The following is a 24,413-nucleotide window of genomic DNA, read 5'->3' as shown; positions in this document are numbered from 1 at the left end:
GCCCCGACCTGCCCCTCCCCTGGAGGGCAGGGAGCCCGCCATCGACCCCGTGTGCGGCATGACGGTGGACCCGCTCGCGCCGCGAGGAGGGCAGTGGACGCACGAAGGCCACACCTGGTCCTTCTGCGGGGAGAAGTGCCGCCTGCGCTTCCAGGCGGACCCCGAGCGCTTCCTCCACCCCCAGGCCTCCCCGCCGGCTCCCAAGGCGGGCGCGGTCTACGTGTGCCCCATGGATCCGGAGGTGCGCCAGGGCGCGCCGGGGGCCTGCCCGAAGTGCGGCATGGCGCTAGAGCCCGAGTCACCGCCCGCGCTGGAGACGCGCGTCGAGTACACCTGCCCCATGCACCCGGAGGTGGTGCGCGACGGGCCCGGCACCTGCCCCAAGTGCGGCATGGCGCTGGAGCCGCGCACGGTGACGGTGGAGGAGAGGCCGGATCCGGAGCTGCGCTCGATGACGCGGCGGTTCTGGGTGGGGCTCGCGTTGAGCGTGCCGCTGATGCTGCTGGGCATGTCGGACATGCTGCCGGGGCAGCCCGTTCAGCATGCGCTGTCTCCGGCGGCGCTGCTGTGGGCGCAGCTCGCGCTGGCGACGCCCGTGGTGCTCTGGGTGGGAGCGCCGTTCTTCCAGCGGGGCTGGGCCTCGGTGCGCAACCGGCACCTGAATATGTTCACGCTCATCGCGCTGGGCGCGGGCGCGGCGTACCTGTTCAGCGTGGGGGCCACGCTGTTCCCGCACCTGTTGCCAGCAGGTGCGCGCACGGGCCACGGAGGCACCGCGCCCGTGTACTACGAGGCGGCGGCCATCATCCTCACGCTGGTGGCGCTGGGGCAGGTGCTGGAGCTGCGAGCACGGCACGCGACGTCCGGCGCCCTGCGCGCGCTCTTGTCCCTGGCCCCCGCCACCGCGCGGCGCATCGCGGACGACGGCCACGAGGAGGACGTGCCGCTGTCCCTGGTGCACGTGGGCCAGCGGCTGCGCGTGCGCCCCGGTGAGAAGGTGCCGGTGGACGGCGAGGTGCTGGAGGGCGCGAGCGCGGTGGACGAGGCGCTCGTCACCGGGGAGCCGGTGCCGGTGGAGAAGGGCCCGGGCGCGAAGGTGACGGGCGGCACGGTGAACGGCACGGGTTCGCTGGTGATGCGCGCGGAGCGCGTGGGCAAGGACACGCTCCTGGCGCGCATCGTCCAGCGCGTCGCGGAAGCCCAGCGGACGCGCGCCCCCATCCAGCGGCTCGCGGACCGGGTGGCCGGAGTCTTCGTGCCCGCGGTCATCGCCGTCGCTGTGGTGACGGCCGGGGTATGGGCGGTGTGGGGTCCGGAGCCCAGGCTCGCGCACGCGCTGGTGAACGCCGTGGCGGTGCTGATCATCGCCTGCCCGTGCGCGCTGGGACTGGCCACGCCCATGTCCGTGATGGTGGGGACGGGGCAGGGCGCGCGCATGGGCGTGCTCATCCGCGACGCGGCGGCGCTGGAGCGGATGGCCGCGGTGGACACGCTGGTGGTGGACAAGACGGGCACGCTCACGGAGGGCAAGCCGCGGCTCGTGTCGGTGGAGCCCGCGCCGGGCGTGGACGCCACCGTGCTCCTGCGCCACGCCGCCAGCCTGGAGCGCGGCAGCGAGCACCCGCTGGCGGCGGCCCTGGTCGCGGGCGCGCGGGAGCGGGGCATCCCCTTGGTCGGCGTGGATGGCTTCCAGTCCCAGCCGGGCCAGGGCGTGCGCGGGCGCGTGGACGGGCACGACGTCGCGCTGGGCAACGCGGCGCTGATGCAGGCGCTGGGCGTGGAGGTGGCGGCGCTGACGAAGCGGGCCGAAGCGCTGCGGGAAGAGGGCCAGACGGTGGTGCTGGTGTCGGTGGACGGACGGGCCGCGGGCCTGCTGGGCGTGGAGGACCCGGTGAAGGACTCCACGCCGGAGGCCCTGGAGTGGCTCAAGGCCGAGGGCCTGCGCGTGGTGATGCTCACCGGCGACAGCCCCACGACGGCGCACGCGGTGGCGCGCAGGCTGGGCATCACCGACGTCATCGCGGGCGTGCAGCCGGACGCGAAGGGCGACGCGGTGAAGCGGCTTCAAGCCGAAGGGCGCGTGGTGGCGATGGCGGGCGACGGGGTGAACGACGCCCCGGCGCTCGCTCGGGCGGACGTGGGCATCGCCATGGGGACGGGCACGGACATCGCGATGGAGAGCGCGGGCGTGACGCTGGTGAAGGGCGACCTGCGGGGCATCGCGCGGGCGCGCCGGTTGAGCCGGGGCGTGCTGCGCAACATCCGCCAGAACCTCTTCTTCGCCTTCGTCTACAACCTGCTGGGGGTGCCCCTGGCCGCGGGCGTGCTGTACCCCGTCTTCGGCCTGCTCCTGAGCCCGCTGTTCGCGAGCGCCGCCATGAGCCTGTCCTCGGTGTCCGTCATCGCCAACGCCCTGCGGTTGCGACGGCCAGGCCCCTGAGCCTTCCGCCCGGCCAGAGCGCCGCCGACCTGCCCGCCTGAAGGGGGGCGTGCACGGAAGCCCGGGCCCATTAGAGTGGGGCCATGAACGCCCGCGAGGAGGGGCGCACCACCGGTGCGCCCAGCAGCCACATCTCCGTCGTCAAACTGCCGCACTCGTGGTTCATCCTCTGCGCGTCGCGCGAACTGGGCGACAAGCCCATCGCGCGCACGCTCCAGGGCACGCCCCTGGTGCTGTTCCGGGGGGAGGGCGGCAAGCCCGGCGCGCTGGTGGACCGGTGCCCGCACCGCAACGTGCCCTTGTCGCTGGGGCGCGTGAAGGGCGGCCAGTTGGAGTGCGGCTACCACGGGTGGCGCTTCGATCAGGGCGGCCAGTGCCGGCTCATCCCCGGCCTCGTGGGCGAACCCGAGGCGAAGTCGCGCTGCGCCACCGCCTACGCGACGCGCGAGCAGGACGGCTTCGTCTGGGTCTACTCGACGCCTGGGGTGGAGGAGCCCACCACGGAGCCCTTCCGCTTCCCGCTGCTGGACGCGGGGGACTACACCACCGTGCGCCGGGTGCTGCGCGCGCCGGGTTCGCTGCACGCGGTGCTGGAGAACACGCTGGACGTGCCGCACACGGCCTTCCTCCACGGCGGCCTGTTCCGCACCGCGGAGAAGCGCAATGAGATCGACGTGGTGGTGCGCCGGGGCGCCGAACAGGTGGAGGCGGAGTACCTGGGCGAGCCCGCGCCCAAGGGGCTCGTCGGCAGGCTGCTCGCGCCGGGCGGCGGCGTGGTGCAGCACTTCGACCGCTTCCTGATGCCGTCCATCGCGCAGGTGGAGTACCGCATCGGTGAGCGGAGCCACATCCTGGTCACCTCCGCGATGACGCCGGTGGGGGACTGGGACACGCTCGTGTACGCGGTGGTGACGTTCAAGCTGCCGGTGCCGCGCTTCCTGCTCAAGGCCGCGCTGCCGTTCGTCCTGCCGGTGGGCCTGCACATCTTCGGGCAGGACGCGCGCATCCTCGCGAAGCAGACGGACTCCATCCGCCGCTTCGGCACGGAGGCCTACGCCTCCACCGAGATCGACGTGCTGGGGCCCAGCATCCTGCGCCTCATGCGCGCCCAGGAACGCGAGCGGACCCAGCCCGTGCCGGACACGGTGCACGAGACGCGCGTGCGCATGCGCACGTAGCTTCAATCACAGACAGCCGGGCGATGCGCGGGTCGTGAACCGGGCATTGCCCAGGCCCGTGGGGGAGTCCGGGTTGGCGCGCATCCTCTCGTGGATACCCTTCTCCACGAATGGACACGACACGTGAGGCCCCCTTCATCTCCACCGGCCAGCTCCCCTCTCCGGAGCGGGTCCGGGCGCTGGTGGACGAGGCGTACCAACGCCATCAGGGGAACACGGAAGGGGAGTGCTCCCAGGTCTACCCGGCGTTGGCGAGGGTGAAGCCCCAGCTCTTCGGCGCGTGCGTGGCGGGCATCAACGGCAACACCCACGGGGTGGGGGACGTGGACCATCCGTTCGCCATCATGAGCGTCTCCAAGCCCTTCCTCTTCGCCCTGGTCTGTCAGGTCCTGGGCCCGGAGGTGGCCCGGCGCAAGCTGGGGGTCAATGGCACCGGCCTGCCGTTCAACTCGGCCATGGCGATTGATCAAAGCCCGGACGGACGCACGAACCCCATGGTGAACACCGGGGCGCTGGCGACGACGAGCCTCGTTCCAGGCACCACTCCCGAAGCCCGGTGGCGGTTCATCCAGGAGGGGTTGTCCCGCTTCGCCGGCAGCACGCTCGCGCTCGACGAAGAGGTGTATGCGTCCGCGTTGAAGACCCACCACCGCAACCAGGGGCTCGCGTGGCTGTTGCACGGGCTGGGTCGCCTGGAGACAGAGCCCGCCCTGACGACGGAGCTCTACACCCGCCAGTGTTCGCTGGCGGTGACCGCCCGGCAGCTCGCCGTGATGGGGGCGACCCTGGCGGACGGAGGCGTCAACCCGCTCACGGGGACGCGGGTCGTCGACGAGGACGTCTGCCATTACGCGCTCGCGGTGATGGCCACGGCGGGGATGTACGAGACCTCCGGAGACTGGCTCTACGACGTGGGGATGCCGGGCAAGAGTGGCATCGGGGGCGGCATCGTCGCGGTCGCGCCGGGCAAGGGGGCGTTGGGCACCTTCGCCCCGCTGCTCGACGCCGCGGGGAACAGCATCAAGGGGCAGCTCGTCGCGAAGTTCCTGGCCCAGCGGCTGGGCTTGAGCCTGTTCATCTCGAAGCCCGACACGGGACCTCGATGAAGGACTGGACGGTCACCACGCTCCTGGTGTTGGGCCTGGAGCTGGTGCTCTTCGTCACCCTGCTGCTGGCCATCGAGCTGGCCTACCGCATCGCGCGCAAGCGGAGGCTCTCCGACCCCTCCGCGCACCTCCGCTCGGTCACCGCGGTGTCCAGCGTCGTCTTCTCCTTGATGGGCCTCATCCTGGCCTTCTCCTACTCGGAGGCGGGAAGGCGCCTGGAGGCGCACCGGAACCTGGTGGTCGACGAGGCCAACGCCATCCGGGGCGTGTGGTCCCTCGTGGACGTGGTGCCGGAGGCGGACCAGCCGCCGCTGCACGACCTGCTCCGGCAGTACCTGGACGAGCGCATCCAGGCCCATCACGCGCTCCCCCGGGTGGAGGCGTTCGAGGCGCGCCGCGCCAGGGCCGCCGGCCTCCAGCAGCAGCTCTGGACGCGGATGGTGGCCATCACGCGGGTCGCTCCAGACAAGGAGGTCCTGCTGCTGCCTCCGGTGCGCCTGATGGCGGACGTCGCGGCGAAGCGGACGCTCGCCGTGCGCACGCACATCACCTCGCCCGCGTTCCTCTTCATGCTCGGGCTCGCCGTGGTCGGGGCCCTGCTCGTGGGCCTGACGACGGCGCAGGGCGAGGGCCGCAACTGGCCCTACCGGTTGCTCTTCGCCCTGGTGGTCTCCGCGTCCATCCACGTCGTCGTGGACCTGGAGTACCCGCGCACCGGCATCGTCAGCACGCAAGAGGCCGACTCGCTCCTGCTGGAGCTGCGCGACACCATGCGCTGACGGTGCACGCCCTGCGCTTCAGCTCGCGGTGGGTGTCGGCTTGGGGCGGGGCAGGATGAGCTCCGTGGAGAAGTAGCGCTCCATGCGGTCCGGGAACACCGTCACCACCTGCGCCTGCGGGCCCAGCCGCTTCGCCGCCTCCACCGCCGCCGCGTAGTTGAGGCCGGAGGACGGGCCCACCGGGAAGCCGCGGCGGATGAGCGCCCGCGCGGTGCGCATGGCCAGGTCGTCCGACACGTCCAGCTCCACGCGGCCCGGCAGGTCCGCCTCGCGGTACAGCTTGGACAGCCCGTCCACCACGCCCGGCACGCGCGCGCTGAAGCTGCAACACTCGATGTCGCAGCCCAGCCCGGAGATGGGCCGCGCGATATAGGCCGTCACCGGACAGCCCGCTTCCGCGAACGCCTGATACAGCCCCACGATGGTGCCGCCCGTGCCCACGCCGCTCACCACCGCGTGAACCAGCCCGCCCGGAATCTGCGAGAGGATCTCCTGCCCCGTCCACACCCGGTGCGCCTCCGCGTTGTCCGGGTTCTCGAACTGGCGGGGCGCGTAGCCGCCGCGCTCCAGGGCCAGCGCCTCCGCCCGGGCGATGGCGCCCCGGATGCCCTCCGAGCGCGGCACCAGCTCCACCTCGCCGCCGTACGCGCGGATGGCGATGAGCCGCTCCTCCGTCACGCCCTCCGGCATCACCGCCGTGAAGCGGCACCCCATCTGCGCGCTCGCCAGCGCCATCGCGATGCTCGTGGAGCCGCTGGACGCCTCCACCACGTCGCCCCCCGCAATCAGCTCCCCCAGCCGCCACGCCTTCTCCAGCATGTACCGCGCGATGCGGTCCTTGGTGGACCCACTGGGGTTGAGGAATTCCAGTTTGCACCAGATGGTCGGACCTTCCGGGTCCAGCCGCAGGGGGACGAGCGGCGTGGGGCCCACGGCCTGGAGGAAGCGACCATCGGCGGGAAGCGGGCGACAGGGAGCGCGCATGGGTTCATCCCTACCGCGAAACGCGCCGGCGTGGGAGCCAGGGAGCCACCCCTGTTGGTCAGCGAGCGTGCAGGGACCCTTGGCCGATCGTCCACTCCTCCTGAAACCGACATTCTCATATGCAGGACACTTGGCGGGTCGCGGGCCAGCCATTACGAAGGAAGGCCAGCCTCCGCACGCATGCCATCTCCAGCGCCCATCATCCTGAACGTCAACGACGACCTGGCCAGCCGCTACGTCACCTCCCGCGTCCTCTCCCTGGCGGGCTTCCAGGTGCTGGAAGCGGGCACGGGCAGTGAGACGCTGGTGCTCGCGGACGAAAGCACCGACCTCGTCATCCTGGATGTCCGCCTGCCAGACATGAGCGGGCTGGAGGTGTGCCGGCGGCTGAAGGCCTCGCCGCGCACGCGCAACGCCCTGGTGCTGCACCTGTCCGCGCAGGCCGTCGGGGCCGCGGACCGGGCGCAGGGGCTGGAGCACGGCGCGGACGCGTACCTCGTCGCGCCGGTGGATCCGGAGGAGCTGGTGGCCCAGGTGCACGCGCTCTTGCGCCTGCGCCGCGCCGAGCGCGAGGTGCGCGTCCTCTCCGACCAGGTGCAGCAGCAGCGCCGGCTCCTGGACCTGGCCATGTCCGCGGCGGCGGACCCCATCGCGCTCTACGACGGCGACGGCATGCTCATCTTCGCCAATCAAGCCGTGGCCGCGTCGCGCGGCTCGCACCACGTGCACGTCCCAGGCAAGAGCATGGAGGCGCTGCGCCAGCAGGATCCGCAGCTGGAGCCCTACGCGAAGTCGCTGGAGATGGCCCGGCGCACGGGCCAGGTGCAGCGCGGCCACGTCACCCTCTCCTCCGACTACGGCCCCCGGCACTTCGAGTACACGATGTCCCCCGCCGCCGGCCCCACGGGCGCGGTGGAGGCGGTCATCGCCACCGGCCGGGACGTCACGGAGATGCGCAACGCGGAGGACTTCCGCGAGCAGTTCCTGGGCATCCTCGGCCACGACCTGCGCAACCCCCTCAACGCCCTGTCCATGTCCGCGCAGCAGCTCCAGCGCCAGGGGGAGATGACGGACCGCCAGAAGGTCTTCACCGAGCGCATCCTCACCAGCGCGGACCGCATGGACCGGATGATCCGCCAGCTGCTGGACTTCGCCCGCGCGCGGCTGGGCGCGGGGCTGCCGGTGGTGCGCTCGCGGTGCGACCTGTTCGACGTGGTGCGCGGCGCGGTGGACGAGTCGCGCGCCAGCCACCCCCACCGCGAGGTGATGCTGGACGTGCGGGGCGACGGGCGCGGGGAATGGGACGCGGACCGGCTGGAGCAGGTGGTGGGCAACCTGGTGTCCAACGCGCTCAAGTTCAGCCCGCCGGAGAGCTCCGTGCGCATGAGCGCGGAGGGGCTGGAGAAGGAGGCGGTGCTGCGGGTGCACAACCTGGGCGCGCCCATCCCCCCGGATCAGCTTCCCCACCTCTTCGCCGCATGGCGCCGCGCCGGCCGCAGCGACCGGGAGCAGGGCGTGTCCGCGGGCCTGGGCCTGGGGCTGTACATCACCGAACAGATCGTCCGGGCACACGGCGGGTCCGTGCAGGTGTCCTCCACCGAGACCCGGGGAACGACCTTCACGGTCCGCCTCCCGCGCGGCTGAGGGAAGTGACCACTGCCGGACGGATGGGTTGCGGGCGCCCTTCCGGATGCGCAGGGGCATCCCCACCGTGGGGGCATGGTCCCATCCGAAAAGCGAATCTTCGCCCAGAGCGTGGAAGCCCTCTTCGTGCGTACCCTGGGGCCGCACCTGACGCGTGACGGGCGCCAGCGCCTGAAGGCGGCGGGGTTGGACCTGTCCCAGCCGCTGCGCCACAACTACGCGCTGGAGCAGTGGCGGGCCTTCCTGGACGTCGCGGCGCGGGACGTGTTCCCGGGCCAGCCGGCGGAGGTGGCCTACACGGAACTGGGCGCGCGCTACCTGCAGGGCTTCCAGCAGACGTCCGTGGGGCGGGCGAGCATGCAGCTCGTCACGCACCTGGGGCCGGAGAAGACGCTGGAGCGCGTGCCGTACAACCTGCGCGCGGGCAACAACTTCAACGAAGTGCGCGTGGAGGAGCTGTCCCGGAACGCCGCCACCCTGTGGGTGAAGGACGTGCTGGCGGACAACCCCTTCTTCGCCTCCGGGTTCCTGGCGGAGACGCTGCGCGCGTCGGGCGCGGGCACGCTGGACGTGAAGCCCATCGCCTTCGACGGCACGGCGGCCACCTACCGGCTGACGTGGGTGCAGGCGAAGTCGCAGCGGCCCGCGGGCACGGGCGCCACGGTCCGCCGGCTCTTCGGGTAGCCGCGACCGGAGGGTCGCTGTCGGGTGACAGCTTACGGGTAGCGCACGGGCGCCGGCGGGTCGTCCGGGGGCAGGGGGATGAACTCCGTCTCCTGCGGCACCTGCCCGAAGCGGCCCTCCTTCCAGTCCTTCTTGGCGACCTCCAGGCGCTCCTGAGAGGACGACACGAAGTTCCAGAACAGGTAGCGCTGGCCGTCCATGGGCTCGCCGCCCAGCAGCATCATCCGCGCGGGGGCGTCCCCGGCGCCGAGCACGATTTCACTCCCCGGCTTGAACACCAGCAGCTCGCCGGGCTCGAAGCGCGTGCCCTCCACCTCCACGCTGCCCTCCACCAGGTACAGGCCGCGCTCCTCGTGCTCCGCGGGGAGCTTGAGGCGTGCTCCCTTGTCCAGGCGCGCGTCCGCGTAGAAGAGGGCGGAGTGGGTGCGCACGGGGGACTTGCCGCCGTGCATCTCGCCCGCGATGACGTGCAGGCGCACGCCGTCTCCTTCGACGACGGGCAGGGTGTCGTTGGGGTGGTGGACGAAGGCGGGCGCGGTCTCCTCGTGCTGCTTGGGGAGGGCGACCCAGGCCTGGATGCCGAACAGGCGGCTGCCCGCGGCGCGCGTCTGGGGGCCGGTGCGCTCCGAGTGGGCGATGCCCTGGCCGGCGGTCATCCAGTTCACGGCGCCGGGGCGGATGGACTGCACGGTGCCCAGCGAGTCGCGGTGGAGGACCTCGCCCTCGAAGAGGTAGGTCACGGTGGCGAGGCCGATGTGCGGGTGGGGCCGCACGTCCAGGCCGTGGCCCGGGTCGAAGTCCGCGGGGCCCATCTGATCCAGGAAGATGAAGGGGCCCACCATGCGGCGGCGCGCGGAGGGCAGGGCGCGGCGCACGGTGAAGCCGTCACCCAGGTCGCGCACGCGGGGGACGATGAGCGTCTCCAGCGAGGGCGGGACCTCCCGTCCGTGCAGGTCTTCTTCCCAGCTCATGGTGCGGCTCCTCTGTCGGGGCGCGGGGAGCCGCGTCCGGGTCGCTGACCACGATAACGGCTCGCGGGGCCCGGTTCAGGTTTCAGTTCAGCCTCGGTTCAACCTCAGTTCAAATCAAAGAGCGGCACGTACACGCCCACGTTGAACGTCAGGCTCCAGGCCCCCACGGAGGCGGGGATGGCGGGGCGTCCGTCCTCCGCCGGCACCTCCGCCGAGCTGAACAGCGGCTGGTAGATGCCGCTGACCCCGAGGAAGAACGGGAGCTGCTGCCCCCAGTAGTAGCCCGCGGTCAGCGAGGGGGCGAGCGCATCCGCCGCGTCGAACTCATCCACCGTGCGGTCGCGGATGGCGACGTAGCGGCCCAGGTCCACCACGCCCGCCTCGAAGTGGAGGCCGTGGCCGCCTTGCTGGGAGAGCGGCACCTGGACCCCCAGGCCCAGGGGCAGTGAGAGCGGACCCTCGAACTCCTCGTCCCGCCCCGCGCCGGAGACGAAGCGCACGCCGGCGGTCGCGCGCAGCGAACCTCCCACGGAGAAGAGGACGTCGTTGTCGCGGCCCGTGCGGTCGGTCATCTCCTCGGTGAGTGACTCCAGGATCTTGCGCCGGCTGGCGTGCGCCGCCTCCACGGTGTCCGCGTCGGTGACGGCCTCCACGCGCGCGCTGCCCTCCTGCCCGATGGTCGTGGGCTGGTACCAGGTCTCCGCGTACTGGAGCACGCCGCCCACGATGCGCAGGCCCCGCTGCGCGGCCGGAGTCTGGGCCGCGTCCACCAGCGAGACGGCCCGCGACGCGGCCCCGATGAGGGCGTTGGTGTCCCGGTCCAGCGCGGCGTGGCTCACGGTCCGCAGGAGGCCAATGGCCTGCGCGTCCTTGTGGGCGGTGCCGACGACGTCCAGCGCGCTGTCACACCCGGCGTCGAGGTCCGCGAACCGGCAGCCCATCTCCAGGGCCGCGTCCACCGCGTGGCCCATGCGGAGCCGGGGGTCGGCCTTGCCTTCGACGCGGGCGGTGACCGCCGCGTGCAGGTGCTGGGCGATGATGCGCGCGTGGTGGGTGTACGCCTCCCGCTTCGAGCTGTTGACGAGGTAGGGGCAGCGGTTCGCGAACTCGTCGGAGAGCTGCATCACCGCGCAGTCGGCCGGTTGCACTCCCAGCTCCAGCGAGGTCTTCAGGCAGGACGCGAGCGCCGCGCCCGCCGTCACCATCACCGCCGCCGACGTGGTCTTCGCGCTCTCCGTCGTCTGGCTGCAGGGGGTGACCTGCGTGGCCTTGTCGATGGCGAAGGCCAGCAGGTCCTGGACGAGGGTGCTCGCTTCCGCGTCGGACCAGGGCCGGTGCGGCCGGGTGAGGTGGGGCAGCAGGTCCGCCTGGACGATGCGGGCGAGGACGGCGTAGTCCTCGTTGGACATCCCCCCGGACTTGAGGACCGTCGTGTCGAGCGCCATCCGCAGGGCGTCCTGGGTGACCGCGCCCTGGAGCGCGCTGGTCGTGACGGCCAGCTCCTGCAGCCGCAGGGGCGCCACCACCTCGCAGGTGCTGCGGAAGCGCGAGGTCTGGGGCGGGGTCTTGCTGCACGAAAGCCCCACCTCGAGCTTGTCCTTGAGCAGGTCGAACGCCCGGTTCGTGGCGCGGTCGACCACGATCTCTCCCAGGATGAGCACGAGCTCGTTGACGACCTCGGCCATGCCGCCCTGCATCCCCGCCATCCGGGGCTGGAGGAGCATGCGGTTCGTGGAGTCCGTCAGGAATTGATCCGGGCTGGACGTGCTGTCCGCGCTGAGGGTCTCCTGGCCCTTCCGGAGGAGCTTCGAGTTGGTGTCCAGCCCCGGCTCGACGGAGGGCGTCGTCGTGCCGCCCACTCCCTGGGGTGCCGCGATGATGCCGCCGGGCTGCGCCAGCGCGGAGGTGGTGAGGAAGAGGGTGAACAGCAGGGCCTTGTTCATGGTGATCATTCCCAGAGATGAAGTCGCACGCCCAGGGACTGCTCGAGCCGCTCCAGGACCGGAGCGAGGGGTTGGAAGAAGCTGTGTGACGGCTGCAACGCCCCGCTGCAGCTCCCCAGCACCTTGGGAACGTCACCGGCCGTCAGCAGCGCCCCGCCGGAGTCGCCGTCGAGGGTGATGGCGGACGTCGTGGCGATGAGCCCCGCGAGGCTGACGGGCCCGAAGGCCGACTCCGGGAAGTGGACGTCGAACAGGCTGGCCTCGGTGCGGGTGGAGGCCCAGGCGTTGGCGGTGGGCCGGAGCATGCGCACTTCTGTGTTTGTCCAGCTGTCCAGCGCCACGCCCGCCGCCCTCAGGGGAGGCGTCTTCTTCGCCAGCGCCCGTCCCGCGGGCGTCAATTCGACCAGCGCCGCGTCGAGCGGCAGCCCTCCGGTGGACGGCTCCAGCAGGTTGAGGCGGGGATGTCCCACGACCTGGGGCTTGCCCTCCGGCGGGGCGGCGAACACGCGCGTGGTCCATGCGCCGCGCTCGAACAGGTGGCCCGCAGTGAGCAGCCACTGGGGCTCCTGCGAGCCGGCGGAGGTGAGGAGGCTGGAGACGCCTCCCGCGCGCAGGGTGCCTCCCGGCGCCACGGCATTCACCGTGGCCCCGATGCGCAGCCCCTCGAACTCGGGCAGGGTGGACTGGCCTGAACGGGGCAGGGTGCCCGTCGCGATGATGTCCGGCGCGATGGAGTACCACCCGCTCCGGACGCGGAAGGTCAGCGGGGGAACCGGGTACTCGGGGCGCTCGTGCTTCCTGCGCACGTAGACGGTGAGGGTCCACTCCCGGGAAGGCTCGCCCCGGACGCGACGCCGCCCGACACCAAAGGCGACGACCCCGAAGCGGTTGCCCTGCGGAAACAGCTCGCGGGCCGCGGCCATGACGGCGCCCCACCGGGAGGGAGCCAGGGAGCGCAGCCGCTGGATGGGATGTGAACGGCGAGGACCCGCCATGGGCCGCGAAACTCAGCACACCTGACTTCGGGCGAGAACAAAACTCGCACTTGTCGTGGGTGTGACGGCGCCGTCACCGAGCCTGGGCCTACGCCGCCACCATGCCCGCGGGTGATTCGGGCGACCGTCGCGTCATGTCCACCAGGATGCCGATGATCCGCTGCACGCGCCCGTCCTCCGTGCGCGCCCGCCCCCACAGCGTCAACCGGCGGATGCCTCCTCGCGTGTCCAGCACGCGGAAGTCGAGCGTCACCTCGCCCGGAATGCGGGTCCAGTGGTGCAGCCGCTCGGCGACGGACAGCCGGTCCTCCGGGTGCACGCGCGCCAGCAGCGCGGCGAGCGGCTCCTCGGGGGCCAGCGCCTCCTGCCCCAGCAGCGTGGCCGCGTCGCGCTCCCAGCGCAGCAGCCCCTCCGGCATCCGCAGGTCGAACAGCGTCACGGACGCGGCGGCCAGGGCCTGCTGGAGCCGCACCTCGTTCTGGCGCAGGGCCTCCTCCATCCGCTTGCGCTCGCTGATGTCGCGGCTGATGCCGAACAGCCCGAACACCTGGCCCTGCTCGTCCCGCAGCACGCCCTTGGTGGACAGCCACACGCGCCCGGACTGCGCCTCCTCGTAGGTGAGCGTCCTGCGGAAGGCGAGCACCTCGCGGTCGTGGGCCATGCTGGCGCGGGCCTCGTCGGGCCAGAGCTCCTCGTCGGTGTGGCCCAGCACCTCCTCCACCTGGCGGCCCATCAGCTTCGCGCCCGCGGCGTTGATGCGCGTGTACCGGCCCTCCAGGTTCTTCGTGTAGAGGGCGTCCGGGCAGCCCTGCATCACCGCCTGGAACAGGGCGCTCGCGCGGCGCAGGGCCTCCTCGCCGCGGTGCTGGCGCGAGGTGTTCTTCAGGTACAACAGCAACCCGGATGCGGTAGGAACCGCCGTCACGTGCAGGGTCTGTTGGGAGGTGCCCGGCGACGTGTCGAACTCCGTGGGCTGGCCGGTGACGAGCGCACGCAGCAGCGGCTGGCGCAGCGGCACGTCGGGCTCGCCCTCCACCAGGCCCCACAGCAGCTGTCCCTCCAGTTGCTCGCGGGGCCGCCCCAGCAACTGCTCCGCGGCACGGTTGACCCGGCGCACCTGGAACTGGCCATCCAGCGCGACGAACGCCTCCGGCAGGTGCTCCAGGGCCGCCACGAGCAGGTCCTGCTCCGGCATCGCATCCACCGACGCGCGCACCTCCCAGGACAGGTCGCTCAGCCACACGTACAGCGTCCCGTCCCGGGCGCGGGCGGCGCGGACGCGCAGCGTGTGGACGCCGGAGCCCGTGTCCCAGCGGAGCAGGTGCTCCGAACGAAGCCCGGTGACGCGCGTCGCGCCCCACGTCGCGCGCAGGCCCTTCCAGGTCGGGCGCGAGGCCAGGAACGGTTCGCCCACCAGGCTGTCACCCAGCAGCGCCTGCGCGGACGGGTTGGCGTACTCGCAGGTGAAGTCCTCGGGAAGCTCCGGCACATCGCCCACCGGACGCAGCACCAGGAAGCCATCGGGGTTGAGGGCTTCGGACGCGAACGGGAGGGGAGCGGAAGTAGACATACCGGAACACTCCGGATTCAAGCGCGGATCCTCCCGCGTGGCTGCTGGACGAACGGGCCATGGCGCCATGAGGTTTCGGACGGTCGAATTCCGGGCCGTGTGCGCGTTGACGGCGGGCTGTACCTGTGTTCAGGCTGGCTTGCTGGGAGCCCGCCATGTCCCCTCAAATCCATCTCGATTTCGCGTCGGAGTTCGCGGCGCATCCGGCCCTCGCCGCCTTCCATCCGGTGGTGCGGCGTTGGTTCGCGTCCCGCCTGGGGGAGCCCACCCGTCCGCAGGTGGAGGGCTGGCCGCTCATCCACGCGGGGCACGACGTGCTCATCGCCGCGCCCACGGGCAGCGGCAAGACGCTCACGGCGTTCCTCGCCGCGCTGGACTCGCTGTTCCGCCGGGCGCTGGACGGCACGCTGCTGGACCACACCCAGGTCCTCTACGTGTCGCCCCTGAAGGCGCTGGGCAACGACGTGCAGAAGAACCTCCTCCAGCCGCTGGAGGAGCTGATGGCGATGGCGCGCGCGGAGGGCTTCTCGCCGCAAGCCCTGCGCGTACAGGTGCGCACCGGGGACACGCCCGCTTCCGAGCGAGCGCAGATGGTGCGCCGTCCGCCGCACATCCTCATCACCACGCCGGAGTCGCTCTACCTCTACCTCACCGCCGAGCGCGCCCGCGCCACCCTGCGCAACGTGCGCACGGTCATCGTGGATGAAATCCACGCGCTCGCCCGCGACAAGCGAGGCAGCCACTTCACGCTGTCCATGGAGCGCTTGAAGGCGCTCACCGAAGTGCGGCCCCAGATGCTGGGCCTGTCCGCGACGCAGAAGCCGCTGGACGCCATCTCCGGCTTCCTCACCGGCGCGTCGCTCACCGAGTGCCGGCGCGTGGAGGTGGGCCACCAGCGGCCGTGGGATCTGAAGGTGGAGATCCCCGACGCGGAGCTGTCCTCCATCGCGAGCCACGAGATGTGGGGCCAGGTCTATGACCGGCTGGTGCAGCTGGCGGGCGAGCACCGCACCACGCTCATCTTCGTCAACACGCGCAAGATGTCGGAGCGCGTGGCGCACGACCTGGGCGAGAGGCTGGGCCAGGAGTGGGTGGCCGCGCACCACGGCAGCATGTCGCGTGAGATGCGCCTGTCCGCCGAGGAGCGGCTGAAGGCAGGCCAGCTGCGCGTGATGGTGGCCACGGCGTCGTTGGAATTGGGCATCGACGTGGGCAACGTGGACCTGGTGGTGCAGCTGGGCACGACGAAGGCCATCTCCGTGCTGCTCCAGCGCGTGGGCCGCGCGGGCCACCACAAGGCGGGCATCTCCAAGGGCATCCTCTTCGCGATGACGCGCGACGAATTGGTGGAGTGCGTCGCGCTCCTCAACGCCGTGCGCGAGGGGGACCTGGACGCGGTCCGCATCCCGAAGAAGCCGCTGGACGTGCTGGCGCAGCAGATCGTCGCCGCGTGCGCGTGCGAGGAGTGGGACGAGCGCGCGCTCTTCAGCATCTTCCAGCGCGCGTACCCGTACCAGGACCTGACGTGGGAGGAGTACCAGCAGGTGCTGGAGATGCTGTCCGAGGGCGTGGCCGAGCGCCGGGGCCGGGCCAGCATCCACCTGCACCGCGACCGGGTGAACCAGCGGCTCAAGGGGCGCAGGGGCGTGCGCATCACCGCGCTCACGAATGGCGGTGCCATCCCGGACACGTTCAGCTTCAGCGTCACCGCGCAGCCGGAGGGCAAGGTGGTGGGGACGCTGGACGAGGACTTCGCGGTGGAGTCCTCGCCGGGGGACATCTTCCTGTTGGGCAGCACCGCGTGGCGCATCCAGCGGGTGATGGGCAGCACGGTGATGGTGGAGGACGCCAGGGGTGCTCCGCCCAACGTGCCCTTCTGGCGCGGCGAGGCGCCGGGGCGCACGGACGAGCTGAGCCTCCAGGTGGGCCGGCTGCGCGAGGAGCTGCTGCGCCACGATGACGCGGCGGGCTTCCTGGAGAAGCTGTTGCGCGTGCCGCCGCCGGCGGTGGATGCGCTGCTGGGCTATCTGCGATTGGGCAAGAAGATGCTGGGTGATGTGGTGCCCAGCCACACGCGCATCGTGGCCGAGCGCTTCTTCGACGAAGCGGGCGGCATGCAGCTCATCATCCACGCGCCGTTCGGCAGCCGCATCAACCGCGCGTGGGGGCTGGCGCTGCGCAAGCGCTTCTGCCGCTCGTTCGACTTCGAGTTGCAGGCGGCGGCCACGGAGGACGGCATCCTCTTGAGCCTGGGCGAGCAGCACTCGTTCCCGCTGGCGGACATCTTCGACTTCCTGCACCCGGACAACGTGGAGGAGGTGTTGGTGCAGGCGGTGTTGCAGGCGCCCATCTTCGGCACGCGCTTCCGCTGGGTGGCGACGCGGGCGCTGACGCTGCACCGGATGATGGGGGGCAAGCGCGTGGCGCCGAACCTCCAGCGCGCGCGCAGCGAGGACCTGCTGGCGGCGGTGTTCCCCGCGCAGGTGGGCTGTCAGGACAACCACGGCGGCGCGGACGTGGAGCTGCCGGACCATCCGCTGGTGAAGCAGACGATGGATGACTGTCTGCGCGAGGCGATGGACGTGGACGGGCTGCGCGAGGTGCTCCGGCGCATGCGCGACGGGAGCATCGAGCTGGTGGCCCGCGACGTGCCGGAGCCGAGCGTCTTCGCGCACGCGCTCATCAACAGCCAGCCATACACCTTCCTGGACGACGCGCCGGCCGAGGAGCGCCGCGTGCGCAACGTGGCCCTGCGCCGCGCGCTGCCGGCGGAGGACGCGGCGGCGTTTGGCGCGCTGGACTCGGCGGCCATCGCGCAGGTGGTGGAGGATGCCTCGCCGCCGATGCGCGACGAGGATGAGCTGCACGACGCGCTCCTGCAGCTGGTGCTGGTGCGCGCGTCGGAGGTGCCGCGAGGGCTGGAGGCGGGGCTGTTCGCGCAGGGGCGTGTGGCGTGGCTGGAGCGGCCGGGCGCGCGGTTCCTGGTGTCGGCGGAGCGGGGCAACGCGGTGCGGGCGCTCTTCCCGGACGTGCAGACGCAGCCGGTGTTGCCGGTGCTGGCGCACGACCGGCCGGTGGAGCGTGAAGCGGCGGTGTTGCAGGTGGTGCGGGGCCGGATGGAGATGGTGGGGCCCACCACGGTGGCGGAGCTGGCGCGGCTGACGCTGCTGGACGCGGACGACCTCAACTTCGCGCTGCACGCGCTGGAGAGCCAGGGCAGCGTGCTGCGCGGCCAGTTCCGCGCGAGCGAGGACGTGCCGGTGGCGTCCGGCGAGGACGGCGCGCCGGTGTTGGAGTGGTGTGACCGGCGCCTGCTCCAGCGCATCCACCGGCTGACGGTGGGGCGGCTGCGCCGCGAGATTGAGCCGCTGAGCCCGCAGGACTTCATGCGCTTCCTCTTCCGGTGGCACCACCTGGAGGACGTGGACGCGCTGCGAGGGTCCACGGGGCTGATGAAGGCGGTGCGGCTGCTGCAGGGGTACGAGGCGCCGGCCTCCGCGTGGGAGCGCTTCCTGTTGCCTGCGCGCATGCGCGGCTACACGCCGGACCTGCTGGAGCGCGCGTGCTACGCGGGCGAGGTGGCGTGGGGGAGGGTGACGCTGAAGGATCCGCCGAAGCCGGCGGGGCCGCGCCGGGGTGCGCCGGTGGAGGCGCCGGAGCCGGTGGTGGCGAAGCGGTCGTCACCGACGCGCAACGCGCCGCTGACGTTCACGTTGCGCGAGGACCTGGAGTGGATGCTGGCTGCGGCGAGGCCGCACGCGGTGTTGGCGGACGGGGGCGTGTGGATGCCGCCGGACCTGGGCGCGGCGGCGAAGGACGTGGTGGGCGTGTTGGAGCGGCGGGGGGCGTGCTTCTTCCAGGACCTGGTGACGCGGGCGCGGCGGTTGCCGGCGGAGGTGGAGGACGCGCTGTGGGAGTTGGTGGCGAAGGGGCTCGTCACGGCGGACGCGGTGCAGAACCTGCGCATCCTGCAGAGCCCGGCGCACCGCAAGCGGCAGAAGCTGTTGCAGCGAGGAGGTCCGGGCCGCTGGAGTCTGCTGGCGCCCGCGGAGCCGAAGACGCAGGAAGAGGTGACGGAGTCGCTGGCGAGGCTGTTCCTCCAGCGCTACGGCATCGTCTGGCGCGACCTGGTGATGCGCGAGTCCCTGGCGCCGACGTGGCGCGAGCTGCTCTTCGTCTACCGGCGCATGGAGGCGCGAGGCGAGCTGCGAGGTGGGCGCTTCGTGTCTGGCTTCGTGGGTGAGCAGTTCGCCCTGCCGGAGGCGGTAGACACGGCGAGAGCGGTGCGGCGCACGGCTCCGTCAGGTGTGCGCATCCAGCTGTCCGGAGTGGATCCGCTGAACCTCACGGGCGTGGTGACGCCAGGGCCGCGCGTGGCCTCGATGCCGAACAACGTCGTCACGTACGTGGATGGGATTCCGCAGGGCGTGGATGCGGTGGAAGACGCTCCGGAGAACGAGGACGCGGAAGTCGATGCGGCGCTCGCGCAGGTGAACTGAGCGGTGCAGGACAGAGCTGGGTAGCGGCTTGCTGCTGCGCGGGGTTCCCTGGTCGAGTTCCTTCCATGGGCCCTGACGCTCGACATGTCGCCGTGGCGCTCCTCATCGCGCTGGCGCTGGGGGCATCCGCCTGTGGACATGCTCAGCGCCCCGAGCGGAAGACCTATGTGGTCTCCGAGGATGCGACGGGCGTCGGAACCGCGGAGGGACCCGGCACGGGCGGCTCTGGCGCGGAGGCCTACTGCGGCGAGGTGCAGAAGCAGTGCTTCCAAAAGTGTTGGAGGCGAAAGCCGTCGGTGGAAGACCTCCCGAAGCATTCGGAAAGCCACCACCGGCTTTGCACAAGCCAGTGCCTTGAAGTGTTCATGAAGTGTGTCGAGGAGCAGGACGCGCTGGAGCGGCAGGACGCGAAACGGGAACTGCGATTCCCCGACATGGCGGTCGCACTGGACTGGCTCCGGGAGCACAAGTCCGAAGTGGTGGTGGGAACCGTGGTCATCGTCGCGGGTGTGGCGTTCACGCTCGCCGTGGCACCCGCCGGCCTGCTGGTGCTGACCCCCATCTAAAGGAAAGGGCAGGTTCGTGAGCAAGGATCCGGAGATCGACGTGGAGGATGTGCTCGCCGTGCTGAGCGACGTGACCCTTCGTCACGAGAAGGGGTCGCGAGAGTGGAAGGCCCTTCAACTCGCGGCGTTCTGTCTGACCTACGTTCGCCACATCGACAAGCTGGAGGACTTCGCGACCTACTACCGCGAGATGCTCGACCCGAACTTCAAGATCAAGGTCGAGCGGGACTTCGCAACGCGCGCCGAGGCTGATGCCTGGGTCCAGAGCGGCGAGGCCAAGCACCGCATGCACCTCCGGATCGACGGGAAGGGCTTCCTGGTCGTGCAGCTGCCAGGACGGCTCACGCTCATGGTCGCCCCCCTGCCCGAGGAGCTGAACGCGGAGGAACCCGAGGAGTGACTCTCAATACTTGCTCCCCAAAGCGTTCCCGGCTGGGCCTCTGGGTCTTCTGTCCATCACTTTAGCCTTAATTTCCAGCGAGATAGCTCACCGCCAATTGAAATTAACCCAGCCCGTATCTACACTGCATCGCGTCAGCTCTCGGGAGAGGTACGGCGATGCAGAAGTGGATGGCGATGGTCCTGCTGGTGGGCGTGGCGGTGGCGGGACTGCTGGTGGCCCCGGCGGCACAGGTGAAGCAGGGCGGTCCCATCAACGGCGCGGACACCGCCTGGCTGCTCACGGCCACGGCGCTGGTGCTGCTGATGACGCCCGGCCTGTCGTTCTTCTACGGCGGCATGGTGCGGCTGAAGAACGTCGTCTCCACGCTGATGCAGAGCTTCATCGCCATGGCGGTCATCAGCCTGCTGTGGGTCGTCGTGGGCTTCAGCCTGTGCTTCGGCGACAGCTTCCACGGCCTCATCGGTGACCCGCGCACCTTCTTCATGTTCAGCGGCGTGGGCGGTGAGACGCACCCGGACCTCGCGCCCACCGTGCCGCTGCTGCTCTTCGCGCTCTTCCAGCTCAAGTTCGCCATCATCACCCCGGCGCTCATCACCGGCGCGTTCGCGGAGCGCGTGCGCTTCAAGGCGTACCTGCTCTTCATGGTGCTCTTCAGCATCTTCATCTACGCGCCGCTCGCCCACTGGACCTGGCACCCCGAGGGCTTCCTGCGCCAGTGGGGCGTGCTCGACTTCGCGGGCGGCACCGTCGTCCATATGTCCGCGGGCTTCGCAGCGCTCGCCGGCGCCCTCGTCCTGGGCCGCCGCCAGGTGCACCTGACGCACGCCACGCACGCGCCCGCCAACGTGCCCTTCGTGATGCTCGGTACGGGCATGCTGTGGTTCGGCTGGTTCGGCTTCAACGCGGGCTCCGCGCTGTCCGCCTCGTCGCTGGCCACGCTCGCCTTCGCCACCACCAACACGGCCTCCGCCGCCGCCATGCTCGGGTGGATTGCCTTCGACTGGCTGCGCGGTCGCAAGCCCAGCGCCATGGGAGCCTGCGTGGGCGCCGTGGTGGGGCTCGTCGCCGTCACGCCCGCCGCGGGCTTCATCACCGTGGGGCAGAGCATCCTCGTGGGCCTCGTCGCCAGCTTCGTCAGCAACGCCGCCGTCCACTTCAAGAGCCGCACCGCGCTGGATGACACGCTGGACGTCTTCCCCTGCCACGGCCTGGGCGGCGTGGTGGGCATGGTGCTCACCGGCGTGCTCGCCAAGGACGTGGGCCTGCTCTACGGCACCACGCGCACCTTCCTGATGCACCTGCTGGCGCTCGTTCTTGTCTCCGTCTTCTCCTTCGTGGGCTCGTGGATCCTCTACAAGATCGTGGACCGCATCGTCCCGCTGCGCGTCACCCGCGAGCAGGAGGAAGAGGGCCTGGACCTGAGCCAGCATGGCGAGACCGTGGGCGAGGTCCCCACGGCCGCCGCTGCCCGCGTCGAGGCGCCGGTCCCCACCATGGCCCCTGCGGCGACCGCCTCCGAGCAGGGCCCGTCGCTGCCGGCCGTGCCCGCGTAAGCGAGGCTTCAATCCCGGTCCGGCGCTCCCAGGGGGAAGAGTGGCCGGAACGGCCGCGCCTCCTCCACCGCCCGGGCGAAGGACGGGCGGGACAGCAACCGCGCGCGGTAGGCGCGCAGCACGGGATAGGCCTCTGAAATCCGGTGCGTCCAGTCCGCGTAGAACAGGGAGGGCGCGGCCGCGCAGTCCGCCAGCGTGAACTCCGGGCCCGCGGCCCAGGTCCTCCCCGAGAGCTGCCCTTCGAGCCAGCCGTAGGCGCGCTCCAGCTTCTCCTTCGCGAGCGCCAGTCCGTCCTGGCGCTTCACCGGGTCACCCGTCAGCGCCCCGTCCACCGCGTGCTGTGCCGCGTTCATGACGTGCAGGTCGAAGAAGCGGTCGAGGAAGCGCACGTCCAGCGCGGCCATCGGATCCGCGGGCAGCAGGCGCACCGGCCCGGGATGCACGAGCTGCAGGTACTCGATGATGATGCTGGTCTCGACGATGTTGCGCTCACCGTCCACCAGGAGCGGGAACTTGCGCAGCGGCCAGCGTCGCAGCCACTCGGCCGAATGCCGCGGCGTCTCCGGACTGATAGAGCGGAACTCGAAGGGCGTGCCGTTCTCGTACAGCGCGATGAGCACTTTCTGCGTGTACGAGGAGAAGGGATGACCGTAGACCGCGAGCGACATCGTGGAACCTTTCAATTCAACAACTTGTATATTGCAAGGGGTTGAACCGTATTTCGACCACTTGCATACTGCAAGTGCAAATCCCAGGAGGACGGCCATGCCGCAGACAGGACGCTCCGGCTGTCCGATCAACCTGACGCTCGAACAGCTCGGCGACCGTTGGAGCCTGATCGTCATCCGCGACGTCATGTTCGGGAACAGGCGCAGCTATGGCGAACTGCTTGAGCAGAGCGAGGAGCGCATCGCCTCGAACATCCTCGCGGACCGCCTGAAGCGCCTGACCGCGTCCGGCCTGCTGACGCGAAGCCCTGACCCAAGACACCGGCAGAAGGGGATCTACAGCCTCACGGAAGGGTCCATCCAACTGGTGCCCCTGCTCGCGCACATGGCCGCCTGGGGCCGCCGGCACACGCGGCCGAGCGAGGAGCTGTCGGTGCGCGCGGAGCTGCTGGAGAAGGGCGGCCCGCCCCTCTGGGACGCGTTCATGGAGGAGCTGCGCCACCTGCACCTGCACGCGCCGCGCCCGGCGCGCTCGGTGTTCGGGGAGCTTCAGGCCGCCTACGAGAAGGCCATGGCGCGCCGTGCCCGCGCCGTTCGGGACTGATTGAACAGGTCCTGAGCCCTGGGATTGCGGCGGGGCCATGGCTGCCTGAAGTGGCAGCCCGTGTCCTGCGGCTGACGCAGGCCCGGCACTTTCGTGTCTGCTCATGACCCGGCCCCGGTTGCGTACAGTGAATGAAGGCCATTCCTCCGGGAGGAGGAGGCGTTCACTGGTGGGGCGCCCATGTCGCAGGAACGCAAGGCCTTGAAGTCGCGGCGGTCCAGCGCGGTGTGGCTGTGGGGCGCCCTGGTGGCGGTCAGCGGTTGCTCGAAGGAGGAGGCGCCCACCAATTCGCCAGCGGTGCGAACCGCCCAGGCGCGCAGGCAGGTCGAAACGCCGGGCTCCACCGCCAGCCTGGGGGAGCTGCCCTTCGTGGACGCGCTGTCGGTCACCGGCCTCTTCATCCAGAAGCTGGCGCAGCCCACGCCGTTGGGGGAGACGACGGCCGTGCACGTGAAGCTGCCGCCCCCGGCCAACCCGGAGCTCGCGGACAGCCTCGTGCGCGTGGTCGGAGACGCGGAGGACTCCGTGGTGCTGTTCCGCTCCGACGCCCTGGCCCAGCTGGGCGCGATTCCCCAGAGCCCCGGGCCCGGATTCTTCACCCTCTTCTCCCAGCTCCCGGAAGCGGAGCTGGAGCGACGGTGGGCGAGCGCGCCGCGGATGATCCGGGGCGAGTCCGGAGCGCTCACCCGGGAGAGCATCCTGTTCAACGGTCGCCACCCGGCCGCGCGCTTCGAGGGGCTCGCGGTGGACGCCAGAGCCTTCCAGGACGGCGCGCTGATTCCCCTCACCTCCTGCCCGGTGCTGCCCGCCTCCACCCAGGCGCTCTGGGACCGGACGTTGCTCGTGCGGGATCCGGCCGTCGTGCTGGACCCGACGCGCACGTGGGACCCCTGCACCGGCGCGGGCACGCCGGGCGGTGTGTGGACCTTCGCGCACCTCATGCGGCAACTGGCCCAGGGCTCCGGCACGAGCCCCGAGGACTTCGTGACGCGCTGGCTGTCCCTCTGGCTCAATGACTATCAGGTCAACGGCGACGACGTGCCGGCGCGCCGGAAGATGTATGTCGAAGTGCTGGCCCCCTGGGCCACCGCCAGCGGCGTGCTGTCCGCCCTCCAGCGCGATCCCGTCACGGGCCGCTGGGAGGTCCTGCTCGGGGGGCCGCTGAACCTGGACCTCGCCCCCTTCCGGCTGCTGGCCATCGTCAATCGCATCGACCTGGCCCGCAACACGGTCGGAGGCTACGGCCGGCCATCCTCCGCGGGTGAGCTGCGCTTCGTGTTCGGCCTGACCCGGCCCTCGCCCTGGGGAGCGGGCGGGACGGAGGCGACCTGCAACCTGAGCCCCTTCACCGTCATCTTCGAGTACGGAGTGCCGCGCACGGATTGCCAGCAGGTCACCTTCTGGGCGCAGCAGTGGATGCAGCTGGGCACCCACGCCTCCTTCGATGCGGGCTACCGCGCGCAGCTCGCGGAGATGACCCAGAGCGTCGTCATGCACGGCAAGGGCCCCGGCGGGGGCAACCAGAGCGCGCTCAACCAGCTGCGCACCAATGAAATCACCCTGGGGCTGGGCGAGGCGAAGCCGTGGGAGCTGCGGGAGTTCCGGCTGACGGACGAGGACCCCGTCCACGGCACCGACACCCCCTCCAGCGGGCTGCTGCGGGTGCATACGGTGGCGCTGACGCCGGATGACGCGACCCACGACTCCCAGATGGATCCCGACGTCGACGCCTTTGTGCGGATGACCGTCAGGAGCGGGGTCCAGCAGCCAGTGCTCATCCCCACCCGGTGCGCCGCGAGCTTCACCATGCCCGCCCTGATCAACGG

At 71.1% G+C, this 24,413-nt stretch carries 18 protein-coding genes; 12 read left to right on the top strand and 6 right to left on the bottom strand.

Annotation, left to right across the window (positions count from 1 at the left end; genetic code table 11):
- Positions 1–58: 58 nt before the first annotated feature.
- From D7V97_RS16465 to D7V97_RS16450, 4 genes are all read left to right on the top strand, one after another.
- Positions 59–2,440, top strand: coding sequence for a heavy metal translocating P-type ATPase (locus D7V97_RS16465; protein WP_233582878.1), 2,382 nt, complete (start codon positions 59–61; stop codon positions 2,438–2,440).
- An 83-nt stretch (positions 2,441–2,523) separates the two neighbouring features.
- The gene (locus D7V97_RS16460; RefSeq protein WP_120611594.1) at positions 2,524–3,618 is read left to right on the top strand and encodes an aromatic ring-hydroxylating dioxygenase subunit alpha; all 1,095 of its coding nucleotides are present in this window, start codon (positions 2,524–2,526) and stop codon (positions 3,616–3,618) included.
- A 110-nt stretch (positions 3,619–3,728) separates the two neighbouring features.
- Entirely contained in the window at positions 3,729–4,724 is a 996-nt protein-coding gene (gene glsA, locus D7V97_RS16455; RefSeq protein ID WP_120611593.1) for a glutaminase A, read from the top strand.
- Positions 4,721–5,503: a hypothetical protein gene (locus D7V97_RS16450; RefSeq protein ID WP_120611592.1), complete on the top strand. Its 783-nt coding sequence runs from the start codon at positions 4,721–4,723 to the stop codon at positions 5,501–5,503. The genes glsA and D7V97_RS16450 overlap by 4 nt, the downstream gene beginning before the upstream one ends.
- An 18-nt stretch (positions 5,504–5,521) precedes the next feature.
- Here the strand turns inward: D7V97_RS16450 and D7V97_RS16445 are convergent, their stop codons facing one another.
- Positions 5,522–6,487, bottom strand: a complete 966-nt coding sequence (locus D7V97_RS16445) for a PLP-dependent cysteine synthase family protein (RefSeq protein WP_120611591.1) — start codon at positions 6,485–6,487, stop codon at positions 5,522–5,524.
- Positions 6,488–6,667: 180 nt separating this feature from the next.
- On the opposite strand from D7V97_RS16445, the gene D7V97_RS16440 reads away from it, so the two are divergent.
- Both D7V97_RS16440 and D7V97_RS16435 read left to right on the top strand, forming a co-directional pair.
- Entirely contained in the window at positions 6,668–8,131 is a 1,464-nt protein-coding gene (locus tag D7V97_RS16440; protein WP_120611590.1) for an ATP-binding protein, read from the top strand.
- Between the two features lie 75 nt (positions 8,132–8,206).
- The gene (locus D7V97_RS16435; RefSeq protein ID WP_120611589.1) at positions 8,207–8,815 is read left to right on the top strand and encodes a DUF2378 family protein; all 609 of its coding nucleotides are present in this window, start codon (positions 8,207–8,209) and stop codon (positions 8,813–8,815) included.
- A 32-nt stretch (positions 8,816–8,847) separates the two neighbouring features.
- On the opposite strand, the gene D7V97_RS16430 is transcribed toward D7V97_RS16435, so the two are convergent.
- The 4 genes from D7V97_RS16430 to D7V97_RS16415 form a co-directional block, all read right to left on the bottom strand.
- On the bottom strand, positions 8,848–9,786 hold the full coding sequence (locus D7V97_RS16430; RefSeq protein ID WP_120611588.1) for a pirin family protein: 939 nt from the start codon (positions 9,784–9,786) through the stop codon (positions 8,848–8,850).
- 104 nt (positions 9,787–9,890) lie between these two features.
- Positions 9,891–11,729: a hypothetical protein gene (locus tag D7V97_RS16425; protein WP_147444833.1), complete on the bottom strand. Its 1,839-nt coding sequence runs from the start codon at positions 11,727–11,729 to the stop codon at positions 9,891–9,893.
- Between the two features lie 5 nt (positions 11,730–11,734).
- A complete protein-coding gene (locus tag D7V97_RS16420) occupies positions 11,735–12,652 on the bottom strand; it encodes a hypothetical protein (RefSeq protein ID WP_147444832.1) in 918 nt (305 codons plus the stop codon).
- A 160-nt stretch (positions 12,653–12,812) separates the two neighbouring features.
- Positions 12,813–14,294 carry a PAS domain-containing protein gene (locus D7V97_RS16415; protein ID WP_158623377.1) on the bottom strand — a complete coding sequence of 494 codons (1,482 nt, stop codon included), beginning with the start codon at positions 14,292–14,294 and terminating at the stop codon, positions 12,813–12,815.
- A 155-nt stretch (positions 14,295–14,449) separates the two neighbouring features.
- On the opposite strand from D7V97_RS16415, the gene D7V97_RS16410 reads away from it, so the two are divergent.
- The 4 genes from D7V97_RS16410 (at position 14,450) to D7V97_RS16395 (ending at position 21,315) form a co-directional block, all read left to right on the top strand.
- Entirely contained in the window at positions 14,450–18,793 is a 4,344-nt protein-coding gene (locus tag D7V97_RS16410; protein WP_199728832.1) for a DEAD/DEAH box helicase, read from the top strand.
- 92 nt (positions 18,794–18,885) lie between these two features.
- Positions 18,886–19,359, top strand: a complete 474-nt coding sequence (locus D7V97_RS44125) for a hypothetical protein (protein ID WP_147444831.1) — start codon at positions 18,886–18,888, stop codon at positions 19,357–19,359.
- 16 nt (positions 19,360–19,375) lie between these two features.
- Positions 19,376–19,759 (top strand): hypothetical protein, encoded by a 384-nt coding sequence (locus D7V97_RS16400; RefSeq protein ID WP_120611582.1) that lies wholly within the window; start codon positions 19,376–19,378, stop codon positions 19,757–19,759.
- A 158-nt stretch (positions 19,760–19,917) separates the two neighbouring features.
- Positions 19,918–21,315 (top strand): ammonium transporter, encoded by a 1,398-nt coding sequence (locus tag D7V97_RS16395; RefSeq protein WP_120611581.1) that lies wholly within the window; start codon positions 19,918–19,920, stop codon positions 21,313–21,315.
- Between the two features lie 8 nt (positions 21,316–21,323).
- Here D7V97_RS16395 and D7V97_RS16390 read toward each other — a convergent pair whose 3' ends face one another.
- Entirely contained in the window at positions 21,324–21,983 is a 660-nt protein-coding gene (locus D7V97_RS16390; protein WP_120611580.1) for a glutathione S-transferase family protein, read from the bottom strand.
- Between the two features lie 97 nt (positions 21,984–22,080).
- Between D7V97_RS16390 and D7V97_RS16385 the strand changes: the two genes are divergently transcribed.
- Together D7V97_RS16385 and D7V97_RS16380 are read left to right on the top strand one after the other, a co-directional pair.
- Complete coding sequence (locus D7V97_RS16385; RefSeq protein WP_120611579.1) at positions 22,081–22,587, top strand: helix-turn-helix domain-containing protein; 507 nt, start codon at positions 22,081–22,083, stop codon at positions 22,585–22,587.
- Positions 22,588–22,767: 180 nt separating this feature from the next.
- On the top strand, positions 22,768–24,413 hold a 1,646-nt coding region (locus tag D7V97_RS16380; protein WP_120611578.1), incomplete at its 3' end, for a hypothetical protein.

It is taken from the genome of Corallococcus sp. CA053C (assembly GCF_003611675.1).
Classification (GTDB): Bacteria; Myxococcota; Myxococcia; order Myxococcales; family Myxococcaceae; genus Corallococcus.
The sequence above is the reverse complement of the archived record's forward strand: the minus strand, read 5'-3'. Positions and strand labels throughout refer to the sequence as shown.

Coding starts and splice junctions, on each gene's coding strand:
- D7V97_RS16465 (WP_233582878.1), top strand. CDS start 59: ATGACGGTGGACCCGCTCGCGCCGCGAGGAGGGCAGTGGACGCACGAA.
- D7V97_RS16460 (WP_120611594.1), top strand. CDS start 2,524: ATGAACGCCCGCGAGGAGGGGCGCACCACCGGTGCGCCCAGCAGCCAC.
- glsA (WP_120611593.1), top strand. CDS start 3,729: ATGGACACGACACGTGAGGCCCCCTTCATCTCCACCGGCCAGCTCCCC.
- D7V97_RS16450 (WP_120611592.1), top strand. CDS start 4,721: ATGAAGGACTGGACGGTCACCACGCTCCTGGTGTTGGGCCTGGAGCTG.
- D7V97_RS16445 (WP_120611591.1), bottom strand. CDS start 6,487: ATGCGCGCTCCCTGTCGCCCGCTTCCCGCCGATGGTCGCTTCCTCCAG.
- D7V97_RS16440 (WP_120611590.1), top strand. CDS start 6,668: ATGCCATCTCCAGCGCCCATCATCCTGAACGTCAACGACGACCTGGCC.
- D7V97_RS16435 (WP_120611589.1), top strand. CDS start 8,207: ATGGTCCCATCCGAAAAGCGAATCTTCGCCCAGAGCGTGGAAGCCCTC.
- D7V97_RS16430 (WP_120611588.1), bottom strand. CDS start 9,786: ATGAGCTGGGAAGAAGACCTGCACGGACGGGAGGTCCCGCCCTCGCTG.
- D7V97_RS16425 (WP_147444833.1), bottom strand. CDS start 11,729: ATGAACAAGGCCCTGCTGTTCACCCTCTTCCTCACCACCTCCGCGCTG.
- D7V97_RS16420 (WP_147444832.1), bottom strand. CDS start 12,652: ATGGCCGCGGCCCGCGAGCTGTTTCCGCAGGGCAACCGCTTCGGGGTC.
- D7V97_RS16415 (WP_158623377.1), bottom strand. CDS start 14,294: ATGTCTACTTCCGCTCCCCTCCCGTTCGCGTCCGAAGCCCTCAACCCC.
- D7V97_RS16410 (WP_199728832.1), top strand. CDS start 14,450: ATGTCCCCTCAAATCCATCTCGATTTCGCGTCGGAGTTCGCGGCGCAT.
- D7V97_RS16395 (WP_120611581.1), top strand. CDS start 19,918: ATGCAGAAGTGGATGGCGATGGTCCTGCTGGTGGGCGTGGCGGTGGCG.
- D7V97_RS16390 (WP_120611580.1), bottom strand. CDS start 21,983: ATGTCGCTCGCGGTCTACGGTCATCCCTTCTCCTCGTACACGCAGAAA.
- D7V97_RS16385 (WP_120611579.1), top strand. CDS start 22,081: ATGCCGCAGACAGGACGCTCCGGCTGTCCGATCAACCTGACGCTCGAA.